At 60.7% G+C, this 24728-nt stretch carries 22 protein-coding genes and 1 riboswitch; of the genes, 6 read left to right on the top strand and 16 right to left on the bottom strand.

The features are described from left to right. Positions 1-15: 15 nt before the first annotated feature. The 4 genes from ssuD (at position 16) to CIC07_RS01880 (ending at position 4535) form a co-directional block, all read left to right on the top strand. Positions 16-1140 (top strand): FMNH2-dependent alkanesulfonate monooxygenase, encoded by a 1125-nt coding sequence (ssuD, locus tag CIC07_RS01895; protein WP_076359027.1) that lies wholly within the window; start codon positions 16-18, stop codon positions 1138-1140. 59 nt (positions 1141-1199) lie between these two features. Continuing rightward, positions 1200-1309: riboswitch (TPP riboswitch) on the top strand. A gap of 154 nt (positions 1310-1463) precedes the next feature. Beyond that, positions 1464-2069 carry an ECF transporter S component gene (locus CIC07_RS01890; protein WP_076359028.1) on the top strand — a complete coding sequence of 202 codons (606 nt, stop codon included), beginning with the start codon at positions 1464-1466 and terminating at the stop codon, positions 2067-2069. A gap of 4 nt (positions 2070-2073) precedes the next feature. Beyond that, positions 2074-3756, top strand: coding sequence for an ABC transporter ATP-binding protein (locus CIC07_RS01885; RefSeq protein WP_234993056.1), 1683 nt, complete (start codon positions 2074-2076; stop codon positions 3754-3756). Beyond that, complete coding sequence (locus CIC07_RS01880; protein WP_076359029.1) at positions 3747-4535, top strand: energy-coupling factor transporter transmembrane component T family protein; 789 nt, start codon at positions 3747-3749, stop codon at positions 4533-4535. The genes CIC07_RS01885 and CIC07_RS01880 overlap by 10 nt, the downstream gene beginning before the upstream one ends. A gap of 217 nt (positions 4536-4752) precedes the next feature. Here CIC07_RS01880 and CIC07_RS01875 read toward each other — a convergent pair whose 3' ends face one another. From CIC07_RS01875 to CIC07_RS01820, 12 genes are all read right to left on the bottom strand, one after another. Further along, positions 4753-6696, bottom strand: a complete 1944-nt coding sequence (locus CIC07_RS01875) for a M28 family metallopeptidase (protein WP_076359030.1) — start codon at positions 6694-6696, stop codon at positions 4753-4755. A gap of 298 nt (positions 6697-6994) precedes the next feature. Beyond that, positions 6995-7195 (bottom strand): cold-shock protein, encoded by a 201-nt coding sequence (locus CIC07_RS01870; RefSeq protein ID WP_048745005.1) that lies wholly within the window; start codon positions 7193-7195, stop codon positions 6995-6997. A gap of 166 nt (positions 7196-7361) precedes the next feature. Next, a complete protein-coding gene (locus CIC07_RS01865; RefSeq protein ID WP_159442452.1) occupies positions 7362-8909 on the bottom strand; it encodes a sigma-70 family RNA polymerase sigma factor in 1548 nt (515 codons plus the stop codon). 171 nt (positions 8910-9080) lie between these two features. Further along, positions 9081-9284 carry a DUF6953 family protein gene (locus CIC07_RS01860; protein WP_076359135.1) on the bottom strand — a complete coding sequence of 68 codons (204 nt, stop codon included), beginning with the start codon at positions 9282-9284 and terminating at the stop codon, positions 9081-9083. A 186-nt stretch (positions 9285-9470) separates the two neighbouring features. Next, positions 9471-10094 (bottom strand): C40 family peptidase, encoded by a 624-nt coding sequence (locus CIC07_RS01855; RefSeq protein WP_076359032.1) that lies wholly within the window; start codon positions 10092-10094, stop codon positions 9471-9473. A 429-nt stretch (positions 10095-10523) separates the two neighbouring features. Continuing rightward, positions 10524-11306: a sulfite exporter TauE/SafE family protein gene (locus CIC07_RS01850; protein WP_076359034.1), complete on the bottom strand. Its 783-nt coding sequence runs from the start codon at positions 11304-11306 to the stop codon at positions 10524-10526. A gap of 64 nt (positions 11307-11370) precedes the next feature. Then, positions 11371-12498, bottom strand: a complete 1128-nt coding sequence (locus CIC07_RS01845) for an MBL fold metallo-hydrolase (RefSeq protein WP_076359035.1) — start codon at positions 12496-12498, stop codon at positions 11371-11373. An 80-nt stretch (positions 12499-12578) separates the two neighbouring features. Further along, complete coding sequence (locus CIC07_RS01840; RefSeq protein WP_076359036.1) at positions 12579-13154, bottom strand: sulfurtransferase TusA family protein; 576 nt, start codon at positions 13152-13154, stop codon at positions 12579-12581. Between the two features lie 70 nt (positions 13155-13224). Continuing rightward, positions 13225-13521, bottom strand: coding sequence for a rhodanese-like domain-containing protein (locus tag CIC07_RS01835; RefSeq protein ID WP_076359037.1), 297 nt, complete (start codon positions 13519-13521; stop codon positions 13225-13227). A 59-nt stretch (positions 13522-13580) separates the two neighbouring features. Then, positions 13581-14066: a DsrE/DsrF/DrsH-like family protein gene (locus tag CIC07_RS01830; protein WP_076359038.1), complete on the bottom strand. Its 486-nt coding sequence runs from the start codon at positions 14064-14066 to the stop codon at positions 13581-13583. Positions 14067-14134: 68 nt separating this feature from the next. Continuing rightward, positions 14135-14362 carry a sulfurtransferase TusA family protein gene (locus CIC07_RS01825; protein ID WP_076359039.1) on the bottom strand — a complete coding sequence of 76 codons (228 nt, stop codon included), beginning with the start codon at positions 14360-14362 and terminating at the stop codon, positions 14135-14137. A gap of 109 nt (positions 14363-14471) precedes the next feature. After that, positions 14472-14732, bottom strand: a complete 261-nt coding sequence (locus CIC07_RS01820; RefSeq protein ID WP_076359040.1) for a metal-sensitive transcriptional regulator — start codon at positions 14730-14732, stop codon at positions 14472-14474. A 182-nt stretch (positions 14733-14914) separates the two neighbouring features. On the opposite strand from CIC07_RS01820, the gene CIC07_RS01815 reads away from it, so the two are divergent. Next, entirely contained in the window at positions 14915-15364 is a 450-nt protein-coding gene (locus CIC07_RS01815) for a DUF6376 family protein (RefSeq protein WP_083688608.1), read from the top strand. Positions 15365-15476: 112 nt separating this feature from the next. Here CIC07_RS01815 and CIC07_RS01810 read toward each other — a convergent pair whose 3' ends face one another. From CIC07_RS01810 to CIC07_RS01800, 3 genes are all read right to left on the bottom strand, one after another. Beyond that, positions 15477-16037 (bottom strand): DUF420 domain-containing protein, encoded by a 561-nt coding sequence (locus tag CIC07_RS01810; RefSeq protein ID WP_076359041.1) that lies wholly within the window; start codon positions 16035-16037, stop codon positions 15477-15479. Between the two features lie 127 nt (positions 16038-16164). Continuing rightward, positions 16165-17028: a class I SAM-dependent methyltransferase gene (locus CIC07_RS01805; RefSeq protein ID WP_076359042.1), complete on the bottom strand. Its 864-nt coding sequence runs from the start codon at positions 17026-17028 to the stop codon at positions 16165-16167. 190 nt (positions 17029-17218) lie between these two features. Continuing rightward, complete coding sequence (locus tag CIC07_RS01800) at positions 17219-18484, bottom strand: WD40/YVTN/BNR-like repeat-containing protein (RefSeq protein WP_076359043.1); 1266 nt, start codon at positions 18482-18484, stop codon at positions 17219-17221. A gap of 180 nt (positions 18485-18664) precedes the next feature. Here CIC07_RS01800 and CIC07_RS01795 point away from each other — a divergent pair, with 180 nt between their 5' ends. Continuing rightward, positions 18665-20149 carry an amidase family protein gene (locus CIC07_RS01795; protein WP_076359044.1) on the top strand — a complete coding sequence of 495 codons (1485 nt, stop codon included), beginning with the start codon at positions 18665-18667 and terminating at the stop codon, positions 20147-20149. 133 nt (positions 20150-20282) lie between these two features. Here CIC07_RS01795 and CIC07_RS01790 read toward each other — a convergent pair whose 3' ends face one another. Next, entirely contained in the window at positions 20283-24641 is a 4359-nt protein-coding gene (locus CIC07_RS01790; protein ID WP_083688610.1) for a glycosyl hydrolase, read from the bottom strand. Positions 24642-24728: the final 87 nt, after the last annotated feature.

Raw genomic sequence — 24728 nt, 5'->3', positions numbered from 1 at the left:
GCAGGAGGAGACATCATGGAACTATTCTGGTACCTCCCTACCATGGGAGACGGGCGCTACTTGGGCACGACGCAAGGCGCCAAAATTACCGATCTGCCTTATTTCCGGCAAATCGCCCAGGCCGTCGACAGGCTCGGCTATACCGGCATGCTCGTGCCGACCGGCCATGCCTGCGAGGACGGCTGGGTCGTCGCATCCGCGCTCATGACCGCCACGGAGCGCCTCCGCTTTCTCGTGGCCGTCCGTCCGGCAGGCGTCTCGGTGACGATCGCCGCCCGCATGGCGGCTACGTTCGAGCGGCTTTCCTCGGGCAGGCTGCTCGTGAACGTCGTCACCGGAGGCGATCCGCATGAAATGCGGGGAGACGGCATTTTTCTGAGCCATGCCGACCGGTACGAGGCTACGGACGAGTTCCTTCAAGTATGGCATCGCCTGATGGCCGGCGAGGAGGTCACCTTCCGCGGCAAGCATATCCAGGTGGAAGGAGCCCGGCTCCAATATCCCCCCTTCGGCCGCAAGTCGCCGCCGCTCTATATCGGAGCCTCCTCGGAAGCCGGCCATGCCGTAGCCGCCAAGCATATCGACACCTATCTGACCTGGGCCGAAACGCCGGAGATGGTGGCGGCCAAAATCGCGGATGTCCGCTCCCGCGCCCACGCTCTCGGCAGGCAGGTCGACATCGGCCTGCGGGTGCAGATCATCGTCCGCGAGACGGCGGAGGAAGCCTGGGACGCAGCCCGGCGGCTCATCCGCCATGTCAGCGAGGAGGACGCCCGGAGCGCGCAGGCTGTGCTGGACCGGTTCGATTCGGTCGGCCAGCGCCGCATGACGCAGCTGGTCCGCGACAGCGAAGGGCAGGACGAGATCTCTCCCAACCTGTGGACCGGCATCGGCCGCGTGCGCGGCGGAGTCGGCACCGCGCTCGTCGGCGATCCCGAATCGGTCGCGCTTCGTTTGAAGGAATATGCGGCGCTCGGCATCGACAGGTTCATCCTGTCGGGCTATCCTCACCTGGAAGAGGCGTACCGCATCGCGGAGCTGCTGTTCCCGCTGCTGCCCGTCTCCTGCCCGTCCCGTCCGCAGGAGCCGGACTGGTCGCCGATGGGCGAGCTGCTCGCGGAGAATATCGCTCCCCGCTGACCGGCGCCATAATGCCTCTTGCCGCTTCCAGATTTTCACGTTATAGTAAGGACAATTTCCATAGCATGCATGGGGGCTCGATGAAGTCGGGCTGAGACTGCGGCCGTATGCCGCTGACCATTGATCTGATCTGGGTAATGCCAGCGTAGAGAGAATGCACCGCGCCGCCGGGCCTTATGCCCATCCTGCGCGGATATGCCTTTATTCCCTCTGCCCGCCGGCTCCCGGCGGGCTTTTCCTATGCCCCCGGGAGGAGGCCGGGCCGGGTCAGCAGCCATCTGTGGGGAACATTCCATTTTTCCTTGAGAGGGAGTCTGATGCTTATGTCCACCGCCATGCCCAATGCCGACCGTCCAAAAGGACTGACGCTCGCCGACATTCTCGTCACGCTTGTCGTAGCCGTCGTTTTCGGCATCATCTACCGCATCTGGAATCCGATGTACGACATTCTCAAGCCGCTCGGCCTGCATGCGGAGCAGCTCAGCTACGGCATGTGGTTCATGGCCGGCACCTTCGCCTTCCTCCTGATCCGCAAGCCCGGAGCGGCGCTGCTCGCCGAGACGGCCGCGGCCGCGCTGGAAGCGTTCATGGGCGGATCGTGGGGCGCCTCGACGCTCGTCTACGGCGTGCTGCAGGGCCTCGGCGCCGAAATCATCTTCGCCGCCTTCCTGTACCGGAAGGCAGGTCCGATCGTGACGATCCTTGCGTCTCTCGGCTCCGCCGTCGTCTCCATTTTCATCGACGCGCACTACAGCTACATCGATAAAATGACCGCCTGGAACTACACCCTGTTCGTCTCCATGCGTCTGCTCGGCAGCGTCGTCATCGCCGGCCTGTTCGCCTGGGCGCTGGCCAAGGCGCTGGAGCGCACCGGCGTGCTGAGCCTCATCCACCCGGCCTCGGACAAGGATTACGAGGCGCTGGGGTAAGGCGATGAACGCTGCAGACGTCATCCTGAAAGGCTGCATTCGCAGCCGCACTCCGACGAACGGCAGGGAGACCGGCGCGGCTTCGACGCCGCTTGCAGCTCCCGCATCCGCCATCGGGAGCGGCTTGCCCTCTATGGCGAATGCCTCGGCAATCGGCTCCGAACGGCGGCGCCATGCCGGCGAGGCTGTGCCTGCAGCAAGACGGCCGGTGCCGCCCGTACACGATGCCGGGCCAGCGGCGCGCGTGGAGAACCTGCGGCTCCGTTATCCCGGAGAAGACTCTCCGCTCCTCTTCAAAGGACTGAGCCTGACCATCGAACACGGCCAGAAGGTGCTGCTGCTCGGACCGAGCGGCTGCGGGAAGTCGACGCTGCTGCAGGTGCTCGGCGGCTTGGTGCCGTCGGCCATCCGCATCCCGATGAAGGCGGACTGCTGCCTTGTCCCTGCCCGGCCCGGCTATGTGTTCCAGGATCCGGACTCCCAGTTCTGCATGCCGTATGCCGACGAAGAAATCGCCTTCGCGCTGGAGAACGCGGGCATTTCGCGCGGGCAAATGCCGGACCGCATCTCCCGCTGTCTTGATGAGGTCGGCCTGTGTCTGGCAGACCCCCATTTTCCGGTAGCCGGCATGTCCCAGGGAATGAAGCAGCGGCTTGCCATCGCGGCCATGATCGCCATGGAGCCCGATGCTCTGCTGCTCGACGAGCCGACCGCTCTCCTGGACGAGGAGGGCACGCGGCAGGTATGGAGCTCTCTCCGCTCCGTCTGGGGCGGACGGACCGTCATCATCGTCGAGCACAAGATCGCCGGCATCGCCGAAGATATGGACCGCGTCATCGTATTCGGACCCGACGGGAGCATCATGGCCGACGGCTCTCCCCGCCTCGTGTTCCGGGAGCATCGGAAGCTGCTGCGGGAATACGGGATCTGGTACCCCGGCTTCTGGGAGGATTACGATCATAATGCCGCAATCCGCCCCGCAACGATGTCTCCGTCGCCTGCCGCCCGTTCCGCCGAATTGCTGCTCGGGCTGGACGGCCTGGAAGGATGGCGCGGCGGCCGGCCCAAGGTGCGGACCGGCCCGCTCGCGGTGAACGCCGGCGACTGGATCGCCGTCACCGGCGTCAACGGAGCCGGCAAGAGCACGCTTCTGCTCGCCATCATGAAGCTGGTCAAGACCAAGGGAATCCTGCACATTCCCGGCATTCCGGTCCAAAGCCTGAAAAAGCCCGGGGATATGGCCAAGCATGCCGCGCTGAGCTTCCAGAATCCCGAGTTCCAGTTCGTGACGGACACCGTCCTCGACGAGCTCGCCTACTCCTTGCCTCGTCCGCTGCGGGAGCCCGAGCGAAGCAGCCGGGCAAGGACACTCATGGAGAACTATGCGCTCGACGGCCTTGGCGGCCGCCATCCCTACCAGCTGTCGATGGGACAGAAGCGCAGGCTCAGCGTCGCTGCCGCCATGGTCGGCGGCCAGCGCTTGCTGCTGCTGGATGAGCCGACCTTCGGCCTCGACGCGAGCGGCACGGTGCGGATGATGGAGCAGCTGGAACGGCTTCGCTCCGACGGCTGCGCGATTCTCATGATCACCCACGATCCGGAGCTGGTCCGGCGCTTCGCGACCCGGCAGTGGCTCGTCGACGGCGGGCTTGTTACGGAAAGGAGCGGCGGCACGGCATGCATCTGACCTTTTCCCATCGAGAAACCTGGCTGCATCGCGTCAACCCGACGCTGAAGCTCGCCGCGTCCGTGCTGCTGTTCGTCGCCGCCCTGTTCGTCCACGACCCCAATGTCATGGCGCTGCTCGCAGCCGCATCCCTGCTGCCGCTGCTCGCTACCGGGCACCCGCCTTTGCGCGTGCTGCTGTATGCCTCTCCGTTCCTGCTTGTGTTCGTGTCGTCGGCCTCCGGCATGATCATGTTCGGCACCGGCGCTACGCTCTGGTTCGAGCTGGGCCTCATCCGAATCACGGAGGAAAGCTTCTACCGCGGGCTGCATCTCGGGCTCCGCTCGGTCCAGGTCGCGGCAGTCGGACTCGCCTTCGCGCTGACGACCCGTCCGGTCGCCTTATTCTACTCGCTGATGCAGCAGCTCCGGATGCCGCCCAAGTATGCCTACAGCTTCCTGGCCGCGCTCAATATGGTTCCGCTGCTGGCGGATGAATTCTTCACGCTCCGCCAAGCGCTCCAGATCCGGGGAGCCGGCCCCGGACGCCTAGGAATCTACGGCCGCCTGCGCATGTATGCCCTGCCGCTGCTGGCCCAGAGCATCCGGCGCGCCCACCGGATGGCCGCCGCCATGGAGGCGCGACGCTTCCACAGCGGCAGCGGCAAGCGCACGTACTATTACATCTATGGCTGGTCGCGCATCGACGGCCTGTATGCGGTCTCCATCGCCGCTCTCTGGCTGCTGGCTTGGCTGCTCGGCACTCATTATCCCTTGCTTGCCGCAACCGACGTCCGTTGACGGACGAGGGTTGCCAGGGAAGCAGCCGTCGCGGCGGTTCATGAAATACCGAAACAGACCCTGGAGTACTGCCCTCTCCAGGGTCTGTTTCTGCGGATGGACGTACTTGCCGTTTTAACGGCTGCCTCATCCCGGGGAATCTGCGCCAATCCATATGCCCGAGCAGAGCGTCCGTTATCCTCCGTACGGCGTCGGCTCCCCCTGGAGTTCCCTTCGCTCAAGCCAGGCCCTTCCAGTCGATTCCCTTCAGCAGCGCGGCCGTCTCCGCATCGTCAAGCTCCCATTTTGGAGACATGCCCGTATCCGTCATCACGTAGGCAACCAGGGTGGCTTTGTAGTCCTTTCCTCCGGAGTTGAACGGGTACAGCACCGAATAAGCTGTTCCGGCGCGATCATAGATCGTGAATTCCAAACCGTTTCTCATGACCTCTCGAGATGGGATCATACCGGAATCCTGCAGGAACGAGCTTCCCTCTCCGTTCAGCACGGATAAAAACAGAACCGAACCATTCTTCCCTTCATAGCTGAGACTCAATTCATTGATATCCTTTTTTTCAAATGTCTTGTCCGACGTATAAATCCGATTCGGCTCCAACTCATCCACATTTCCCGCTCCGAAAGCTTTTTCGTCCAGGATGGCAATCACGCTTCGGAGAGAATATCCCCCCACGCTCTGCGGGAGAGAATACCCCGGATATCGATTCTGGAATTCCTCTTTTTCCATGTTTTGATAGGGGTTCGAGACCAGCTCCCGAATGTCCTGTTCTTTATTCTCGAACAGCTCGTACTGCTTGAACGCCAGCTTGGCCATCTCTCTCTGCACCAGCTGCTGCTTGACGTCCTGGTATTCATACATCGATTTCTCCCGGCCGAACGGATATGCCTCCGCGTGATTATGCTCCAGCTTCGCCTCTTCGTCCTGCTTTTGGACAAAGTCGAGAATGATGCCGGAAATTCGCGACAGCTCCCCGTAATCAAGATCCTCTGCCCGGTCCCGGACAGTCCGAACGCCGTTCGGCTCCTCCAGCCCGAACGACACCGCAGGCAGAGAATAATAGCCGAAGGAGGCATGGTCGCCGTCAAAGCTGTTGCGTGTCTCCGCATTGAAGCCGCCTTGCTTCAATTCATCCGCCAGCGAGGTCACCAACCGATTCCTCGTGTTGTCGGCAAGCAAGTTGAGCTTGCTGCCTTTGACCCCCATCGCATCCAGGTTAACCGCAGAAATGTGTACATGGGGATCATAGATGGAATTGACGAGCTCCTGGCTTCCCTGAAGCCCGTTTTCCCTCCCGTTGAAGGCGCAAAAGATGATGTCGGAATAAAACGGCCTCTCTTCCGAAAGGGCCTTCAACGATTCCGCTAGCCCTGCGAGCACGCTGACAGCCGCGGCCCGGGAAGCGCCCTCATAGACCTTCCCCGCGTCCGAGCCCAGGGAATCTAGAGGCGCCGAAAGGACGAGGACGTGGTGATCCGGTCCGCTTGCGGACGTACCTGAGATTTTGCCGATGACGCTGGCGGCCTTCGCCTCTTCCTTGTCCTCATACTTCATGCGCAGAGAGATGCTTTCAATTTCCTCCTGCTTCTTCTTCAGAAAGCCATATGTATCGTCATTGATATCCACGACGGGCACATTAAGATTCCGCCGGGCGGGATATGGCTTGAACATGTCCGTGCGGGCCAGGATGAACCGCGTGCTCCTTCTCTGCGCCCGATCGAGCTCTTCCTCCGATGCCGCCACGAATGCGGTGCCGGCCGTCAGCGAGTCGATGGAATCCTCGCCCATCATCAGCTCGGCCGCAGCGTCGAGATCCATCCGGATGACGCGTTCCCGGAAATGCTTTCCGTACACCAGCTCCTTGACGCTGCCGTCCTTCATCGTCACCTTCAGGCTGATCTCCTTGCGTTCTGCCGCCTGGTACGGAAATAGGACCCGGTAGTCGTCCCCGCTGTATTTCTCCAGGCCGATGCGGGCGAATTCCTCTCCAATCGCTTGGACAGCCTCTTCGTTGCCGGCCGTCCCGGCCAGCCTGCCCTCCATCTTCTTCGCCGTCAGCAGCTTGACGATCCGCTCCTGCGGCGGCCGCTCCCCCGAGGCCTCGCAGCCGGCCAGCAGGATGGCAGAGGCGATGGCCAGAAGGAGTAAAGCACGCCATGCTCGCAAGCGATTTCCCCCTGTCTATTCATTAGTCAGGGCAATTTTACCAACATCAAACCCTTATTTCTACCCATTATTCCCTATTGTTGTCGATTTCCCCAGCATTCGCGAGAAATCGACAACCCTATATTCGGTTCCTCTTCCGATTCCGGCCGCCCTCATCGCGGCCTGCGCTCCATGCCAAAAAAGGGAATGAATGATGCCGCTGTCTTTGAATCCATCGGCAGGATCGGGTTCATTCCAATCCCTCGCTCAAAACAAAAAAACCGGGATCCTGGGATCCCGGTTCTCTTTGCAATCAAGCTTACAGCTTAACTACGTTTTCAGCCTGCGGTCCGCGGCTGCCTTCTACGACGTTGAACTCCACGCTTTGACCTTCGTCAAGCGTTTTGAAGCCTTCGCCCGTGATTGCGGAGAAGTGGACGAATACGTCGCCGCCACCTTCAACCTCGATAAAGCCGTAGCCTTTCTCGGCGTTGAACCATTTCACAGTTCCTCTTTGCATGTTGACACCTCCTGCCCTGGTTACCCTGGTGAAGATACGACATAAGCGAAGCGGGTTACGGCAGGCCTTTCGGTACGCTCAAGTAACTGTTCAGCTATGCGAATTCATCCGAGTAGATATTACGCCTATACTACCATAGGCAGAATTGTCACGCAACAAGTCTGTATCAATCCTTGCCCGAAACGGCCGAATTCTCCACCAGCCGCCCCGTCTGTCCGTCCCAGAGCCACTCCGGGCGGCTGCCCGAAACATGAGCGCCTCCGTACCAGTCGTCCCACTCCCCGCCTTCGCTGCGGTTGGCCTCGCCGTCCAGCACCCGCTTTCCGAATGCCGTCAGCGCGAGCGTTCCCTGCCGGAATGCCGCACCACGGCCAGGCGGCGGACCCGAATCGCCGTCCATCCAGGCAAGCAATGGCTCAGGCTGCTCCGCAAGCCCGTTCAGGATATGGCGAAATTGCAGATCCCCCATTCCGAGCAGCTGCATCTTCACGGTGAAGATGCGGAACATCCCATCCGCCGCGAGATCCCCCTCCCTTGCCAGCTCCAGAATCGCGCGCTCCGCGCTGCCCAGCCCGTCCCGGGAGGAAGGAAAGCGCGCCAGATGTGCCCGGAACGCATCGTGAGCCAGCGGCAGAGCGGACATATCGCCGTCCAGCAGCCGCTGCAGCCTCATCGGATCTCCGGACGCATACGCTTCCCATAAGCCGCTCCCAAGCTCCAGCTGCTCTTTCCCGACCGACTGCCATGTGCCGGACAATGCCCCCAGCTGCCTTCCGGACAGCTGGCCGAGCCCGATGAAGGGCTCCACGCCCGGATACTCCCCGATGCAGAGCAGGCTGAGCTTGACCGATTCCGGCATCCGCCCCGCGAGCTCATGCAGCAGATAGGCGAGCATGCTCTGGTCGTACAGATCATGCTCGAACCATAGCACGGCCTCGCCGAAGCGTTCCAACTCTCCCAGCCTGGCTTCCTGAGCCTCGCAGGCAGACAGGTACTCCTCGCGCGGCACTCCCAGCGTCTGCTCCAGATATTCCGCCCGAAGCTCCCTGCCAGCCTTGTCTGCGCCGTCTGCAAAGACAGGGCCATGGTTGTACACTTCCCGCCAAGCGACGATCTCGCCGCCGATGCCGGACTCCCGCAGCTTCTGCGCGGCGCAGTCTCCGTTCGTGATATGAAGCATGTTGTCTCCTCCTCCGTATAGATCCTTCAGCATGGCGGCGGCATCCGCTACCGGCATGGCGCGCCTGAGGGAACGGCGGGCGTCGTGCAGCCTCTTCTTGAGCGTCGATGAAGGCACGCCCAGGAAGGCAGACATCTCTCCGAGCGAGTACCCCCGCCAGTAATACAGCTCGGCCGCGGTCCGCTGCTTCGCAGGCAGAGAGGCCAGCGATTGCCGCAGCTCCTCTGCCTCCAGACGCCGCTCCACCTGTTCTTCCAGCGACTCTCCATTCGCCGGCAGCAAGGCATCCTCATATGGAGCCGAGGGCAGCTTCCGGCGCCGCATCATCCGGTAGCACTGCCGCTCCACGATGGTGCGGAACCAACCCGGGAAAGCTTCGACGTCCTGCAGGGAATGCCTATGCAGATAAGCCTGCGTGAAAGCCTCCTGCACCGCATCCTCGATGTCGTCGGAGTCCGGCAGCCTCTCCCTCGCGACGGCCGCCGCCATCGGCGAGAATTTCCGGACGAGCCTTTCGAATTCCGATCGATCCACGATTCCGTTCCCCCTTCGTCTCCATCTCTCCTTAAGTGCCATCCAAGCGGCCTAAGGTTACCGGGATGCGGCAAAAAAAGGACACCTCTCCGTCTCCGTCACAGGAAAATCCGGTAAGGCGCCCTTGCCGATGCTAATTAATAGGGAACGCAGAGGCATGCATCGAGCCCCTTACGTCCACGCCCAGAAAAACCCGTCCCTGTCCCAGGCGACCCTGCCCCGGTGCAGCTTGCGGAAAGCCTTCTTCACTTCCTTCTCCAGCGAGGCATGGCCTTGCCCGTTCGTGAACACATACTGCTCCCCGAATTGCTCCCGTACGTGGGCGATGGCTTCTTCCTGGCGAAGCATGCCCCGGTTCTCGATCTCGCCGACCATCCACTTCGCAATCTGCTGCTCCACGTGCGTAGCCTTCACTTCCTGTGGCTGCTGCGGTTCCTGTAACACATCCGTTTCCTGCGACTCCCTAGAACCTCTCGTTTCTTGTGTCTCTATCGTTTCCTGCGTCTCGACCGTTCCCTGCTCTTCTTGCTTGCCTTGCTGCTCCATCGTTCCGCACCGCCTTCAGCCTGATTCTGCTGCCATCAGTATAGCATGTCCGGCTTCCGCCGCCGAATCCGGCAGACGCTCGCGGTCCAGAAAAGGATAATCATATAAAGGCCCTTCATAAATTTTTTCGAGTCGGGGATGAAGGAGGAAATCATGAGGAGCGACCAGCGCAGACGGCTGTTCGAACAGACCGAATCCGCTCCGTTCCAGCGCCTCGGCCACGAACTGCGAGCAGAAGTAACGGTCGCGGGGCTCGATCCGGATATTCAAGGCGATTCCAAGCAGTCCGATCAGGTTGTACCTGCATCGCTCTCCGGCCCTTCCAAAGCCATCAAGCACCGTGCCTGCATGCTTGTACTGCTCCTCGGTCGCGCTCAGACGCAGCAGCACGCATCTTGTATCGGGGTGCCGGCGGAATATGCCGCCGTATATATCCTCTTCCACGAATCCGGCAGCGAGGGGGTTCGACAGGCTCTTGCGTCCAAAACTGTACGCCCGATGCAGATCCAGATCGAGCGCCAGCGAAGCGTGATTGTAAGGCGCTCCGGTGAAGCGTTTGATCAGCCTCGTAAACAGAGTGCCCGTGTCCGTAAGCAGGATGTACACATTTCTTGGCTTTCGCTGTTCTTGGCCGCCCATCCGCCCGCCCTCCTCGCTTTTTTGTTGGCTGAGCCTCAGGATAACATGGCGGCGACCCGCGCATAAGCGTCTGGAGGTTGAGCATGCGCTGGACCTTAGGCGGGCTTGTTCGGCCGCCGAAGTCCGACGACGTCGATAAAAGCCCCGCAGCGGGGGCTTTCTCCGTCTCTATAAGAGCATATTGGACTCCATTGAATCCTGGAATAAATAAAGGTCTCTTTCCTTGTCGACGGCAAGCGCTTCAAGGCTTGTCTGGCCATTTCGCCATGAACCTGCTATCCCGGGCTGCTTCGGGTCCGTTGCTTCCCCTGCCCAGCGTCTAGCGTCAGAACATAGCTGTACTTTGCGGCATGCTTCTGCTCATCCGTCCGAATCTCGAACAGCATATCCCGCTCGTATCGGTCCGGCAGTATCCGGGCAGAAGCCGGCTTACAGCATATCGATCCATATCTTGGCCGCTGTCGCAAGGATCAGCAGCGCCAGGATGACTTGCAGCAGCTTGGTGTTCATCTTCTTGCCCACGGCTGCGCCCAGCGGAGAGGCAATCAGACTGGCGACGACCATGATGGCAGCCGGAAAATAATCCACTTGCCCGGTCGACACCTTGCCGATGGTCGAGCCGATCGAGGAGATGAAGGTAATCGCGAGCGAAGAGGCGATCGTCATCCGGGTCGGAATCTTCAGCACGACAAGCATGATCGGCACAAGCAGGAAAGCTCCCGCCGCCCCGACGATGCCGGCGCCGATACCCACTATCAGCGCCAGGATGGCCGCCAGCCATTTGTTGAAGCGGACCTTGTCCAGAGGGATGTCATCGACACCCTTGTTAGGAATGAACATCATGACCGCTGCGATCGAGGCCAGCAAGCCGTAGATGACGTTTATGCCGCCCTCGCTCATTCCTTTGGAGCCGAAGCCGCCTACAAAGCTTCCGATGAGAATCGCTCCGCCCATATAAAGAATCAGCGTTTTATTGAGGTAACCGCCCTTGCGGTACGCCCAGACGCCGCCGATCGTAGCGAACAGCACCTGCACCGCGCTTATGCCGGACACCTCATGGGCCGTGAATGCCGTAAGCCCGACCATCGGCGGGATGTACAGCAGCATCGGATATTTGATGATGGAGCCGCCGATGCCGACCATGCCCGATATATAAGAGCCGATAAAGCCGATGAGAAAGATCGTGACGATAAATGCAAGATCTAGATCCATAATTGAAATCTCCTTTGTTCGAAGAGAAAGGGGCCGTCATGGCCCCTTTCCCTCTCCGGGTAGCTTAGCGGACCGCACAACGGTTCGGTCCGATCTCCATTTCGCGCTGCTCGTTCTCATCGGGATTCAGGCGTCCCATGTTCGTCTGCCGGATATCCTGATAAGCGTTCGGCTGCGGAGGCAGATTCTCCGTCACCATAGCGCGGAACTCGACCTCGTCGTCCATATCCAAGCCGTGGTTGTCCCGCATCAGCTCTTCCAGCCTGCGTGCCACAGTACCGTCCTCATTGAGCTCGTCCATGATCATGAAGTGGGCAGGCAGCACGATCAGCTCCCCGGAAAGCCCTCTGTACCGGCTGTACAGAGTCTCGCGCAGATCGCCAACCCAGTCCTCGGCCATCCCGGCCAGATCGGGCCGTCCGATGGAGTCGACAAACAGGATATCGCCTGTCAGCAGATAGCGCCCGTCGATAATGAACGAGGTCGAGCCGAACGTGTGCCCTGGCGAAGACAGCGCCTCGATTCCGATCCTTGCCGAGCCGATCCGGACCTCGCCGCCATCCTCGAGCGGACGGTAGGAATAGACGACCTCCCCGGCATCCTTGGGAGGCAGCCAGTATTCCGCTCCGGTCGTCTCCGCGATATGCCGGCCGCCCGAGATATGGTCCGCATGCAGGTGCGTGTCGAACACATGCTTGATCCTGGCCCCGATGCCTGCAGCGAAGTTGAGATAGACCTCCGTCATCCGTGCGGCGTCGAACAACGCGGCTTCGCCTCCGGACACCGCCATATAGGAGAGGCAGCCTTTGCCGATGCGGACGAACTGGTACAGCTCTCCGCCATTCTTGAGATCGCCGGCTTTGAGTGGAACGAGATGCTCGCTCCAGGCTTTCATGCCTCCTTTGAGATAGGCGACATCGCGGCCTTGTTCCGCCAGCATATCCGCCACCATGACGGAGGAGCCTTCCTTGGCGCAGACCACAAGAATCTCCTTGTCCGCCGGAAGCTGGTCCAGAACCTCTTCGACGCCATCCAGCAGATCGAAATAGGGCACGTTCAGATGGGTGATTCCCGCTCCTTCGATCTTCCAATCCTCGAAGTCGGATTTGTTCCGGACGTCGAGAACAAACAGCTCCTCTTTATGAATCGCTTTCCATGCTGCCTCATTTGCATCCATTGCCCTTACCGCCACTTCACTCTTCCTCCTCATACTGCAAAGATATTCTTCGGCTTCCCGCCGCTAGCGGCTCTATGAACGACCCCGAACCTGACCTAGTTTGCCAGCCCTTCGGTGGCGCCCTTCCAGCCGCTCATGCCCGGCATTACGTTGCGGACGCGTGCGAACCCGGCTGCCGCCAGCTTTTGCGCGGCGAGATCGCTGCGCAAGCCGGTTCGGCAGATGACGTAGATCTCTTTGTTCTTTTCCAGTTCTCCCAGCCTTCCGTCCAGCTCGCCAAGCGGCATCGACAACGATCCCGGGATGTGCCCGAAAGCATATTCCGCCGCTTCCCTCACATCAAGCACGATCGGCTTGTCATGCGAAGCCAAGCGGACTTCGACCTCAGCAATGTCGACGATAGCCTCGAAGCGGGTCTCCGCCGCTTCCTCACCGGAGGCCTTGCGCAAATAATGCTTCATGACATCGCCTTCTTCTACCGTGCCTAGATAGTGATGTCCGGAGCCCTGCGCCCAAGCCTGCAGATCGGCTTTGGAGCCTTTGTCCGTGGCTGTCACCTCCAGCACCTGGCCGGCCGGGAGCTCCTTCATTTGTTTCTTGGTTTTTACGATTGGCATCGGACAGGCCAATCCTCTTGCATCCAGCTTTTGGTCGCTTTTGATTGCATGCATCTTTCTTCCCTCCGCATTTATACCCTATGGGGTATTCTTCGAGATAAAAAAATTTATTCAGCCTCCGCTGCTATTCCGTCGGCCCATCCCACTCTGCCATGCCGCCTGCCATGTTGATGACGCGGTAACCAAAGCTATCCAGGTACTCTGCCGCACGGCCGCTTCTTCCTCCCGATCGGCATACCAGAACATATTCCTTGTCCTTGTCCAGCTCTTGCTTCCTGAACTCGACAAGCCCGAGGGGAATATTGACGGCTCCAGGAATCCTTCCTGCCGCGACCTCACTCGTCTCCCTGACATCGATGACATGCAGCAGAAATCCAGCCTCCAGCTGCTTCCTTACTTCTTCGGCGGATACATTCTTCATTTGTTCTCCCCCTTTCAGCTTCTGCGGGCGCTCAAGCCTGGCCGACCCCTCTGCTCCCATCAGATGAACAGATTCACATGGCCATCCTGAGCATCGCCCAGATAGGCCGCCACTCCCGCATACTGGATTCCGTCCAGCAGCTCTTCCTTCTGCAGACCGAGCAGATCCATCGTCATCGTGCAGGCCACAAGCTTGATATCCTGTTCATGAGCCATTTCAATGAGCTGCGGCAGCGGAACAGCGTTGTGCTTCTTCATAATGTCCTTGATCATCCTGGGGCCTGCCCCGGCGAAATTCATCCGCGACAATCCCATTTTGTCCGCTCCTCGCGGCATCATCAGTCCGAACATCTTTTCCATGAAGCCTTTCGGCTTCGGAAGAGCAGCCGCCTCGTCTTTACGCAGGGCGTTCAATCCCCAGAACGTATGGAAGATCGTCACTTCGTGGTCATAGGCCGCCGCTCCGTTGGCAATAATATAAGCTGCCATGGCCTTGTCGTAATCTCCGCTGAACAGTACGATCGTGGTTCTCTTTGTTTCTGTCATCAAGTTCATCCTCTCCGCTCTTCAATCAATACATATACCCCTATATGTATTTATCATCTTAAAAAAAATTATCCCTTTCGAATCCAGAACTTCAGCACCGTTCCTTCTGTCATCGATTGGAGCAGCTCATTGCCGCTTGACCTGGCCCAAGCCGACAGGTCGTTCAAAGCGCCTTGATCCGTTGTATGAATCTCCAAAATCTGACCGCTCTCCATGGTCTTCATCACCTTCTTTGTCTTGACGATCGGCATCGGGCAGGCTAGCCCCTTGGCATCCAGTTGTTTGTCGGCGTTCATACGATCATCCTCCTTCTTGGTTTGGACTGTATACCCATAGGGGTATGTTAAAGGATAAAAAAAGGGGTGTCAACCTTCGCTTTGCCCGCAAAATAATCCAAATGCACGCTCAGCGGCTTTTGACAAGCAGATTGACAGCCTCCGTAATGAGCTTCTCCGCATCCCGGCCGTTTTCTTCTTCCTTGCGGACGCACTCCACCAGATTGGAGCTGACGATGACTCCGATTGTCCGGTCAATGGCCGTACGTGCGGCGGACAGTTGGGAGATGACATCCTTGCAATGCTCTTCGTCATCCATCATCTTCAAGATCCCGCGAAGCTGTCCCTCGATCCGTTTGACGCGGTTTTTGACCTGTTCGTTGTATTCCATCCTCATCGTCCTCCTTGTCAGCCCTTCATTCAACTCGTGAAATATCCGCTGCGGCGGTTCGAGCTTGATTTCAATCTATACCCATACGGGTATAAAGTCAAATTTCAGTTTCTGTCAAACCTGAAACCGTCCGCCTGCAGAATCGGTACTATAGACATACCGCAAACGAAAGGTGGACGCTTATGATCAAAAAACATCTGCTGCCCCTGCTCCTCGTTCCCGCCCTTTTCCTGCAGGGCTGCTCCTTTCTCGGAGGAGTCGGCGACTCCTTGAGCTACACGAACGAAACCGTCGCCTATATCAACGAAGCCGCCGACTTCTCGAAGCAGCTGCCCGAGATGACGCAGCAAGCCCTGTCCGACCCCGCCGCACTGGAGCAGCTCACGGCGGAGCTGCAAGCCATGCAGGCGGACATCACCGCCTTCAAGGATCTCCAGGCGCCCGAATTCGCCGCGGAGCTCGACCAGCAGCTGACCGCTTACAGCGATACGCTGAGCACGCAGATCAGCGGCCTGCTGGAGCAGGCAGAGGCCGGCGCCGTCAGCCTGCAGGCTCTGGAGCAGTCGCAGATCATGCAGACGACATCGCAGATCACGCAAATACTGGAGCAGGTCAAGCAGCTGGGATCGTAAGGCTGATCGATCGGGCACAACCTGCACTTGCATGGCTTGTCCAGGAATAGACAAAGAGGCCGTTCCCAAGCCAGCCATCGGCTTGAGAACGGCCTCTTTCACTTGCGGCCTCTCAATAATAAGGAGCCATGAACAGATACACGATGACGCCCGTGAAGCTCACATACAGCCAGATCGGCATCGCCCAGCGGACGATCTTCTTGTGCTTGGCCACCTGCATCGTCCATCCCCATACGAGCGCGAACAGCGCGAGGGGAACGATGACGGCCGCCAGGAAGCTGTGGCTGATCAGGATCGTGAAGTAGATCGGGCGCAGAATGCCTTCGCCGCCGTACTTCGCCGTATCGGGAGAGACGTAATGGAACGTCAGGTACGTGACGAGGAACAGCAGCGTCGAGGTGAACGCGGCGAGAATGAAGCCCTTGTGAAGCCGGATATTTTTCCGGATGATCGCGATGAGCGCGGCTACAAGGAAGATGAATGTGAAGCTGTTCAGAATCGCGTTGATCCGGGGCAGGATCGTGACGTCGAAGCTGACCTCGCCGCCATATCCGATCGGACCGAAGAACAGCAGCAGGATAATCGCGTTGGCCGCGATGGATATGCCGATGATCCACGCCGTGAAGTTGCGGGTCGTGGACGGCTTGTACGAATCGGGGGATTGGCTGCTCAAAAGGAAACCCTCCTTGGGATGCCGCCGTACCGGTAACCGGATGCGGACTTGTCTTGTCTTCATTATAGGCCAAGACGAACAGCCGCTCCGCCGGCTTGTGTGACAACAACTTGAAACTTGCCTCTGTTCAGCCCTTCGCGGACTGGTCCGCGACGAACGCAAGCACCGCCATCGGCCGCACGATCCGGCCGGATTCGGCATAGGACCGCAGCAGCTTCAGCTGGGAGCGGACCAGCTGCTTGGCCTTGTCCGGCATCGGAAGCGGCGAATCGAGCTCTGCAGGAGCTTCCGCCAGCGTCAGCTCCATCTCCCACCGCGCGTCGTGCATTTCCGGCGAGTGGATGGCCGCCTGGCGGGTGATCGCCCACCCTGCTCCGGCCGCCAGCTCGCGGATATCCTCGGGAGTGAACAAGGTCCGGACATTCGAGAAGCTGTTCACCTTGTAGCATTCCACCTGCGACTGGATGAGCACGGCCATAAAATGCGCCAGCTGTTCCGGCTGCCCGATCTCCATATCCCATTCGGCGAAGCAAAGCTTGGACGCCCAGCCCCGGACCTTCGCCAGGATAGCGGCCAGCTCCTCGAACGACTTCAAATACCAGGAGCAGTGGGAAAGCACGACATAATCGAACTCCTTCTCCCCAAAGACCGTTTCATCCGACAAGACGTCGATGCCGTAATCCATCCGGATCCGGCTCCCCAGCGGAGACGCCTTCAGCTTCGCGGCCGCTTCGCCCACCGTCATCGGCGACCCGTAATCCGGCGGAGCGATATCGACGCCGTGCACGAACCCCTGCTCGCCGGCAAAATGCGCCAGCACCGCCGTCGTGTCGCCTTGGCCGCAGCCGATTTCCAGAATGCGGCTTCCTTCTTTTATTTCCCAAAAACGGACCAGCTTAATACGATGCTCGGTCTGAATCCGCTGGACGTCGGATAATTGCCCCTCCAGGCCCATTCCCTCCACGATAGCTTCGATAATGGCATTGCTCATCGGCAGCCTCTCCTTCCATGAACCGTTTCTTGCCCTGTCCCCACTTTAAACCTCGGCAGCCTTGCAGGCAATCCCTGCAGGACACCCCGTTTTCCGGTCATCCATAAGAATAGGATCCGGAGCAGGATCCGGAGCAGGACAAGACGCTCTATGCGCGGACGCCATCCCCCGGAGAAGCCGGCGGCCGGCATCAAGAGGCGGCAGTCCAGGTCGCGCCTCCGTCCTTCGTACGGAGCAGCGCCGTCTCTTCCTCCCCGTTCTTCCCAAGCAGCAGCCAGCCGTCTCCGGCTCCCGTGAACTGCATGATTATCGGCACCGGGAACCTGCGCAGCAGCTCCCTAAGCGCCGGGCCGGCCGGGATCTCCCGCCAGGAGGAGCCTCCATCCGCAGTCGCCACCAGCCCGCCGTTCCTCCAGCCCCAGCCGTGCCGCGCATCCGCAAAGGCCGCCGCCCGCTCCAGGTTCCAGGGCTGGAACGACCAGTGATTCCCGCCGTCATTCGTGACATAGGCATCCAGCCTCCGGCGATCCGCTCCCTCGTTCAAATAAACCAGCGCGAACCCGAATTGCGCCTGCCCTCCCGGGAACTCGGGACCTCCCGCCCCGTACCGGACATCGGATGCGGGCTCGATCCGAACCTTGCTCCAAGCCTTTCCTCCGTCCTTCGTCCGGTACAGCACCGGGGCCGGGTCATGGGATCCGAAGGCGAGCCACCCGTTGCTGGCGTCGGTGAAATGCATGCCCGTGACCGCTTCCCGCTCCGGCAGCATGCCCTTGGCTTCTCCCGCATAGGACGATCCGGCGGAAGGCTTCCAAGACAGCCCTCCGTCAGCCGTCACATATAGAGTCTTCTCCGTCGATCCCATCGCCGCATCGGCGGAAGTCATCAGCCAGCCCTGCGACGGAGTGACGAATTGCATCCCTGTCGGCTCCGTCCGCACCGGCAGCCTGGACTCCTTCCACGTTCTGCCCCCGTCATCCGTCCGGAACACGAGCGTCGGGCCTTGGTCCGGAGCCATGCAGATCCAGCCGTGCATCGCATCGAAGAAATAAACGGCCTTCCCCGCATCCAAGCCGCCCGGGAAGGCGGAAGCCGCGGGAGGCGCTGCGTCCTGCCAATCCTCTCCGCCGTTGTCGGTCCGATAAAACTTGTCTCCGGTCCGCTCCCATGCGTAGCCGTGATCGCCATCGAGCCACTGCATGCCGGTCAAACGGCCCCTGGATGCGGCATTGCCCGCACCGGCATCGGCCGGCACCGCCGGAATCGGCTCCTTGCGGACATCCGCCGCTCCCGCTGCGGGGGAACCGCCGGCCTTGCCGGATGACTGGCCGGCAGGCACCGAAGCTGCCGCAGAGCCTTCCGGCCAAGACTCGTCCTGCCGCTGCTGGCCGCAGCTGCCGAGAATCAAGCAGGAGGCTGTCAGCAGAACCGCCGCCAGATGAAGCTTTTTATCCACGCCATCGCCCCCTCTACAATCTTACGGACGCCAATGGCAGGCTCGAAGTTGCCGCGGCCTTGCCGAAATGATGCCGTGCCTGCCGTCTTGCCGCTTCTGCCCTTCTATCCGCTAGCAGGACTTCGGGTCCATTCGTCGAACAAATGCTAACCGGAATATGGCCTAAGGGAGTGTCTCGACATGGAAAAAAAGAACCACGATGGTTGGATAGAGGCAGATATCGCTGCGTTGCAGGCGGCGATGGAAGCCGGCTCGCTGTCGGCGGCCGCTTGCGTCCGCTGGTACCTGGAGCGGATCGAACGGCTCAACCCGAAGCTGAAAGCGGTGCTGGAAATCAACCCGGACGCCCTTGAAATCGCGGAGGCGCTCGACGCGGAGCGGCTGGAGCGCGGATCCCGCGGACCGCTTCACGGCATCCCGATCCTGCTCAAGGATAACATCGATACAGGCGACCGCATGCATACCAGCGCCGGCTCGCTCGCTCTTGCGGAGCATTTCGCCAGGACGGATTCGGCGGTCGCCGAGCAGCTAAGGGCTGCCGGAGCTGTCTTCCTGGGCAAGGCCAACATGACGGAATGGGCGAATTTCATGTCGGGCACGATGCGGTCGGGATATAGCTCCAGAGGCGGCCAGACGCTCAATCCTTACGGTCCCGGCGAGCTGTTCGTCGGCGGCTCAAGCTCCGGCTCCGGCGCGGCGGTTGCCGCGAATCTGTGCGCGGCCGCCATCGGCACCGAAACCTCGGGCTCGATCATCAGCCCATCCTCGCAAAACGGCCTTGTCGGCCTCAAGCCGACGATCGGGCTCGTCAGCCGCAGAGGCATCATCCCGATCTCGCACAGCCAGGATTCGGCCGGTCCGATGGCTCGTACGGTCAGGGACGCCGCGATCCTGCTCGGCGCCATGACGGCGGCGGACCCGAGGGATGACGCCATGCAGGAACAACGGCGGAAAGCCTATGCGGACTATACGCCCTTCCTGGACGCGAACGGGCTGCAAGGGGCGAGAATCGGCATTCCGCGTCATTATTATCAAGGACTGGATGAAGCTCGGGCGGCGATCATCGAGCGGGCGATCGCCTTGTGCAAGGATCGCGGAGCGATTATCGTCGACCCGGTCTCGATGCCTTGCGAGAACGCGAAATGGGATTGGGACGTGATGAGGTTCGAATTCAAAAAAGGGCTGAACGATTATCTGGCCCAAGCAGGCTCCGGCGCTTCCGTCCGGACGCTCGATGAACTGATTTCCTATAACGAAGCGAATCGGGACGCCGCTCTGAAGTATGGGCAAGACACGCTGATCGGGTCCAATGAAACGAGCGGCACCTTGTCCGAACCGGTGTACGCCGAGAGCTTGCGCCTCAACCATGAGGTATCCCGGGACCAAGGCATCGATCATGCCATCCGCGCTTACAAGCTGGATGCGCTGTTGTTCCTGGGCAACGAGGAAGGGCTCGATGTGTCCGCGCGCGCGGGATATCCCGTCATAACCGTGCCGGGCGGCTGCGCGGAAACAGGCGCCATCGGCGATGAAGGCTATACGACCAAAGGGCCGCAGGGGATCACCTTCGTCGGAGCCGCCTACAGCGAGCCGGTGCTTCTCCGGCTGGCCTATGCTTATGAACAAGCGAGCCTACACCGCATTGCACCGTCCGATCCGGACTGAACTCCCGAATAGATGGACCGGCTTCGTTCATGCAGACGTTCTCCAAAAGAGAGCGGAATCAAACAGCGGCGGAAGGCCGGGCTCGCGCCCGGCTTCCGCCGCTGTTCGGTTCAGGAGAACAATAATGGGGCCGCTATTCCAGAATCACGTCGTCGATAAACACCTTGCCGCCGCCAGACGCCTTGGCAATCTGCACGCCGATCGCCTGGATGAACGACTTGTCGATCTTGCCTCCATTGGCATCCTTCGTGTCGATGAGGTCGAGGGTGATCCACTGGTATTCGTCCGTCAGCTGAACGGTTCCCGAGGATGCCCAAGCCCATCCGCTGCCATGCTTGATGAACAGCTGGGCCGAAGCGCTCCCGCCGGAGATGCGGGCCTTGACCTTGATCCTGGAAGCGTTCGTGAAGTCGAGCGCCCCGTAGCGGGTCAGCTCGCTCGTCGCTTCCCCGGAGACGTTCGCCGGGATGGCCGAGCTGAGGGCCTTGCCGGCGCCCTCGTCCTCCAGAGCCGGAGCGGACAGGCTCAAGCCGTTGCTGTCGACGCCCCAGTTCGATGCCGAGGACTCGAAATCGTACAGCACTCCAAGCGGAAGGCCGCCATTCGCGCTGCCGTTCGGAACCGTGCCCGCATCGGGGTCGGTCAGCGCCTTGATATCGTCGAAGTACATCGAGCTGGTCAGTTGATTGCCGCCGGGCACGGCGTTGGTGTAGATCGAGAACGCCTGCACGTTGGCCAGCTTCAGCTTGGTCAGCGTGCCGGTCGCTCCGTTGGCCGGAGCGAATTCATTGAACGGAGCCGTGACGAGCCTCGCTTCCGTTCCGGTCGTGTCCGGGTAATACTCGTAGGTTTTGCCGTCCGCATTGATCTGCATGACGAGCTTCTGGCCCTTGCCGTCCGGCTGGTACCAGAACTGGAGCGCATTGAAGCCCGACCAGTCCACGCCGCCGAGCGACTTGGTGATGCCGGCATAACCGCTGCCTGCCAGCGTGTACGTGTATTTCAGGCCGTAGCTGCCGCTGTTCTTGTGCGCGCTGTCCAGCGCGGTACTCGTGGAATCGCCGCCGGCATGGACGAATTTGGAGCCGAGCGCTTCGTTGCTGCCGAGATAGCCCTCGAAGTCGTCGACCATCGCCGGATCAAGCACGGCATCGGCATACGTGCTGTACAGCTTGATATTGTCGATGTAGACCGGAATGGAGCTGTCCGCGTTCAAGCCGCTGCCGACAAGGGACAGGGCGATCGAGCCGGCCTGCTTCAGCTTGTCCGCGTCGGCGAAATCAATGACTGGCGCATAGCGGTAGTAATCCACGCCGCCGATCGTGACGATCGGAAGATCGCTCAGGGATACTTGAGTCGTGCCCATTCCATATTTGTCTTCCCAATCCGGGGGCAGCTGGCCGACAGCCTGAAGGCTTCCCTTGCCTTCGCTTTTCGCCCCTGCGGACACAGGCACGTACGCCTCGAATTTGACCCGGTTGACGCCGCTCAGGTCTGCCGCTCCGGCGACCTCCTTGGCGTTCTTCAGCTCCAGCTTCATCTCCTGCCAAGTATCGCTGTAGACGAGGCCGCCAACCGTCAGCTTCAGGGCGGAGCTTCCGTTGAATTCGGCGGCATCGATCGCGTCGACGCTCGCTTGATAGCCGCCGTTGTTCTGCACGCCTTCAATGCCGGACTCGAAGTCGTACGTCCCGACCTCGATCTCCGGAACCTTCACGAATACCGTGTTTGTCTGCTCATGCAGCACGGAGCCGTCCTCCGCGTAGACCTTCACGGTCAGGGCAGCCGTCTTGCCGTTCAGGGCGCCGGCAGGCGACCATACGGCCGTATAATATCCGCTGGCGGAATCCAGAGTCAGCGGAATTTCCCGATCCGAGCCTTCGACGAGATACACCGCTTTGGACGGAGCCGCATTCAGCACCCGTACCCGGATCACGGCCGTGTTGGAGCGGATCGTGCTCTGGTCGGTCGGAGAAGCCACATGGACGAACGGCTGCTCCCCGGATGTGTCGGCCTTGCGGTCGTAGGCTCCCGTTACGCCGGCTGCGAACAGGGAGTACGGCTCGTTGTAGAACCGGATGAAGTCGGGCAGCATCTGGTTTTCCTGCCCGTCCGGCATCGGGTAGGGAACATAGGTGGAATCCGGCCCGAAGTTGGCCCATGTCAGCATGTAGGCCATTCTTTTCGCGTCGGGATCCGATTGCAGCGCCGCGGACAGCCTCGTGAAGAAGTCCGGCGTCGAGTTGCCGCTTGTCATCATCTTCTGGTAGCCAAATTCCGTCAAGGCGGCGACCTTGTCCCGTGCGTCCGCGATTCCGGAGACCGTCTTCGCTTCCGTCACGACGCCGTCGAACCAACTCTGTCCTTCGCCGTTGTAATAGCTGTCGAAGCCGATGATATCCGCATAGTCGTCGCCCGGATAGGTTTCCAGGTAGCGGCTCTCGTCCGTGCCGAAGCCCCCTCCCGGCGAGAAGCCGTACAGGAAGTTGCGGACCTCCTTCTTGTCCCGCAGGTACTCCACGGTATAACGGTAGATTTCCTTGTACTCGTCCTTGGTCGTGAAGGCGGCTCCCCACCAGAACCAGCTGCCGTTCTGCTCGTGGAACGGACGGAAGATGACCGGAATCGGATCGCCGTTGTCATCCTTGAGATGATGGGCGAAGTCGGCGATGTTGTCGAGGAAGGCGTTGAACTCCGCGTTCTTGTCCCCGCCGGGGAGAATGTGGGAGACGACATTGCCCTTCACGTCGTAGAAGCTGCCGCCCGTGACGAAGTTCGGCATATGCGAGCTGAGCGTCAGCACGCCGCCGTCGTCATAGGCCTTCTTCATGACGGCGGCCAGGTTGTCGCGGCTCTGCTCGAAGTCGCCGGCCACGCCCGGCTTCTCCTTGCCTTCCAGGCTGAGCGTGTCCCAGCCGAAGAGCGCCGGATATTCGCCTACGGCGTTTTTGGCGTCGGACTGCGTGCCGTCCCGATCCGTGATCGACAGCCCTTCCGTCGTAGCGTGCTGCTGGCCGAACAGGATGTTTTTGCCGCGCAGCTCGTTCAGGTAGAGAAACAGCGAGCGCGTCTGGGCGCTTGCCTTGCGGTCAACCAGATTGACCGCAGCAGGCGCTGGCGTCACGGTTGGGACCGGCGTCGATGTAGGGGCAGCTGTCGGCGACGGAGCAACCGTCGGTGCCGGTGTTGCCGTAGGCTCTGTCGTCGGTGCAGGCGTTGCGGTCGGTGCAGGCGTTGCGGTCGGTGCAGGCGTTGCGGTCGGTGCAGGCGTTGCGGTCGGCGCAGGCGTTGGCGCTGCCGCAGTCGGCGCAGGTGTCACGGAAGGAGTCGTCGACGTCGACGGTGTCGCGGTCGGAAGCGGGCTTCCGGACGGCTTCAGGACCCCGTTCTCCACCGAGTAGCTGCCCTTCTCGATTACACTTCCGTTCCAGGCCGCTCCGGAGACATTCACGGTCAGGCTTCCGATGGAGAAGCTGCCGCTCGCCGTCATGGAGGCTGCGGCGTTGATCTCTACGGAAGCGACTTTTGTCCCTCCTTCAAGCTCAACCTTGGACGGGCTGCTCACGACCAGACGGCTGATCTCCGTTCCGCTTGCCCATACGCGGACTTGTCCGTCCGGACGGTTGACGAGCACCTCGTTCAGCCTGGAATCGCGGATATGGACGGAGTTCGGGCCTCCGCCCGCGATGAAGGTTTTGCCTGCGACCTTGACGCCGTCCAGCGTCGCATCGCCGCTGCCGATGCCGGGCGTCAGGTAGAGATTGCCGCTGACCGACAGCCCCTTCAGGACGACGCCGTCATGATTGATCAGCGCATTGCCCGCCACCTTGCCTTCAGCGGATGTGCCTGCTTGCGCGTAGTACCCGGCCACGAGCTTGTTCAGCAGCGTGACCGCCTCGGCTCGGGTCATGTCGCCGGACGGCCGGAACGACCCGTCCGGGTATCCGCTCAGCATGCCCGCCAGCGACTGGACGGCTTGCCGGGCGTAACCGCTGATTTGAGCGGCGTCGATAAAAGTCAAGCCTCCGGAAGCGCTGTCATTCGATTCCAGCTGAAATACCCGGGAAAGCATGGCTGCCGCGTCCTGGCGGGAGATGGCCGCCAGCGGAAGCGCTTTGTTCCCGGCGACGCCCTCATAATAACCGGCGCTTCTGGCCGAGGAGAGCGCAGACTGGTACCAGGCGCCTTCCTTGACGTCGCTGAAGGGCTGGCCGGATGCGCCCGAGAAGCCGAACAGCTTGTTGATCAAGGTCGCGAATTCCGCTCGCGTAATGCTTCCGTCCGGCTTGAAGCTGCCATCCGGATATCCGGCTGCGACACCGTTCGCCATCCATTGGGAGATCGCCTCGCGAGCCCAGTGTCCTTGCGTATCTGTTGCGCCTTGGCCGGCTGTCTGCCCTGCCGGAGCTGCGGCTGCTGCCGCCGACAGGACGGGCGCTGTCGCCAAGGCGGCTGTAAGGAGCGCAGCGAGCATTTTGGGAGTTCTCTTCATCTATATCCTCCTCGAGTGGATTGGGTTCAAACCGCCGCTGAATGCCGTTTTGATATGTAAGCGGTTTATTTACCCATTATATAAGTC

The sequence above is a fragment of the Paenibacillus sp. RUD330 genome, assembly GCF_002243345.2.
Taxonomy (GTDB): domain Bacteria; phylum Bacillota; class Bacilli; order Paenibacillales; family Paenibacillaceae; genus Paenibacillus_O.
The sequence above is the reverse complement of the archived record's forward strand: the minus strand, read 5'-3'. Positions and strand labels throughout refer to the sequence as shown.

Bases quoted from the DNA above. Each gene is read 5' to 3' on its own strand.
- ssuD (WP_076359027.1), top strand. From the start codon at position 16: ATGGAACTATTCTGGTACCTCCCTACCATGGGAGACGGGCGCTACTTG.
- CIC07_RS01890 (WP_076359028.1), top strand. From the start codon at position 1,464: ATGTCCACCGCCATGCCCAATGCCGACCGTCCAAAAGGACTGACGCTC.
- CIC07_RS01885 (WP_234993056.1), top strand. From the start codon at position 2,074: ATGAACGCTGCAGACGTCATCCTGAAAGGCTGCATTCGCAGCCGCACT.
- CIC07_RS01880 (WP_076359029.1), top strand. From the start codon at position 3,747: ATGCATCTGACCTTTTCCCATCGAGAAACCTGGCTGCATCGCGTCAAC.
- CIC07_RS01870 (WP_048745005.1), bottom strand. From the start codon at position 7,195: ATGCAAAGAGGAACTGTGAAATGGTTCAACGCCGAGAAAGGCTACGGC.
- CIC07_RS01860 (WP_076359135.1), bottom strand. From the start codon at position 9,284: ATGGTCGGCGAGATCGAGAACCGGGGCATGCTTCGCCAGGAAGAAGCC.
- CIC07_RS01855 (WP_076359032.1), bottom strand. From the start codon at position 10,094: ATGGGCGGCCAAGAACAGCGAAAGCCAAGAAATGTGTACATCCTGCTT.
- CIC07_RS01850 (WP_076359034.1), bottom strand. From the start codon at position 11,306: ATGGATCTAGATCTTGCATTTATCGTCACGATCTTTCTCATCGGCTTT.
- CIC07_RS01840 (WP_076359036.1), bottom strand. From the start codon at position 13,154: ATGCATGCAATCAAAAGCGACCAAAAGCTGGATGCAAGAGGATTGGCC.
- CIC07_RS01835 (WP_076359037.1), bottom strand. From the start codon at position 13,521: ATGAAGAATGTATCCGCCGAAGAAGTAAGGAAGCAGCTGGAGGCTGGA.
- CIC07_RS01830 (WP_076359038.1), bottom strand. From the start codon at position 14,066: ATGACAGAAACAAAGAGAACCACGATCGTACTGTTCAGCGGAGATTAC.
- CIC07_RS01825 (WP_076359039.1), bottom strand. From the start codon at position 14,362: ATGAACGCCGACAAACAACTGGATGCCAAGGGGCTAGCCTGCCCGATG.
- CIC07_RS01820 (WP_076359040.1), bottom strand. From the start codon at position 14,732: ATGGAATACAACGAACAGGTCAAAAACCGCGTCAAACGGATCGAGGGA.
- CIC07_RS01815 (WP_083688608.1), top strand. From the start codon at position 14,915: ATGATCAAAAAACATCTGCTGCCCCTGCTCCTCGTTCCCGCCCTTTTC.
- CIC07_RS01805 (WP_076359042.1), bottom strand. From the start codon at position 17,028: ATGAGCAATGCCATTATCGAAGCTATCGTGGAGGGAATGGGCCTGGAG.
- CIC07_RS01795 (WP_076359044.1), top strand. From the start codon at position 18,665: ATGGAAAAAAAGAACCACGATGGTTGGATAGAGGCAGATATCGCTGCG.
- CIC07_RS01790 (WP_083688610.1), bottom strand. From the start codon at position 24,641: ATGAAGAGAACTCCCAAAATGCTCGCTGCGCTCCTTACAGCCGCCTTG.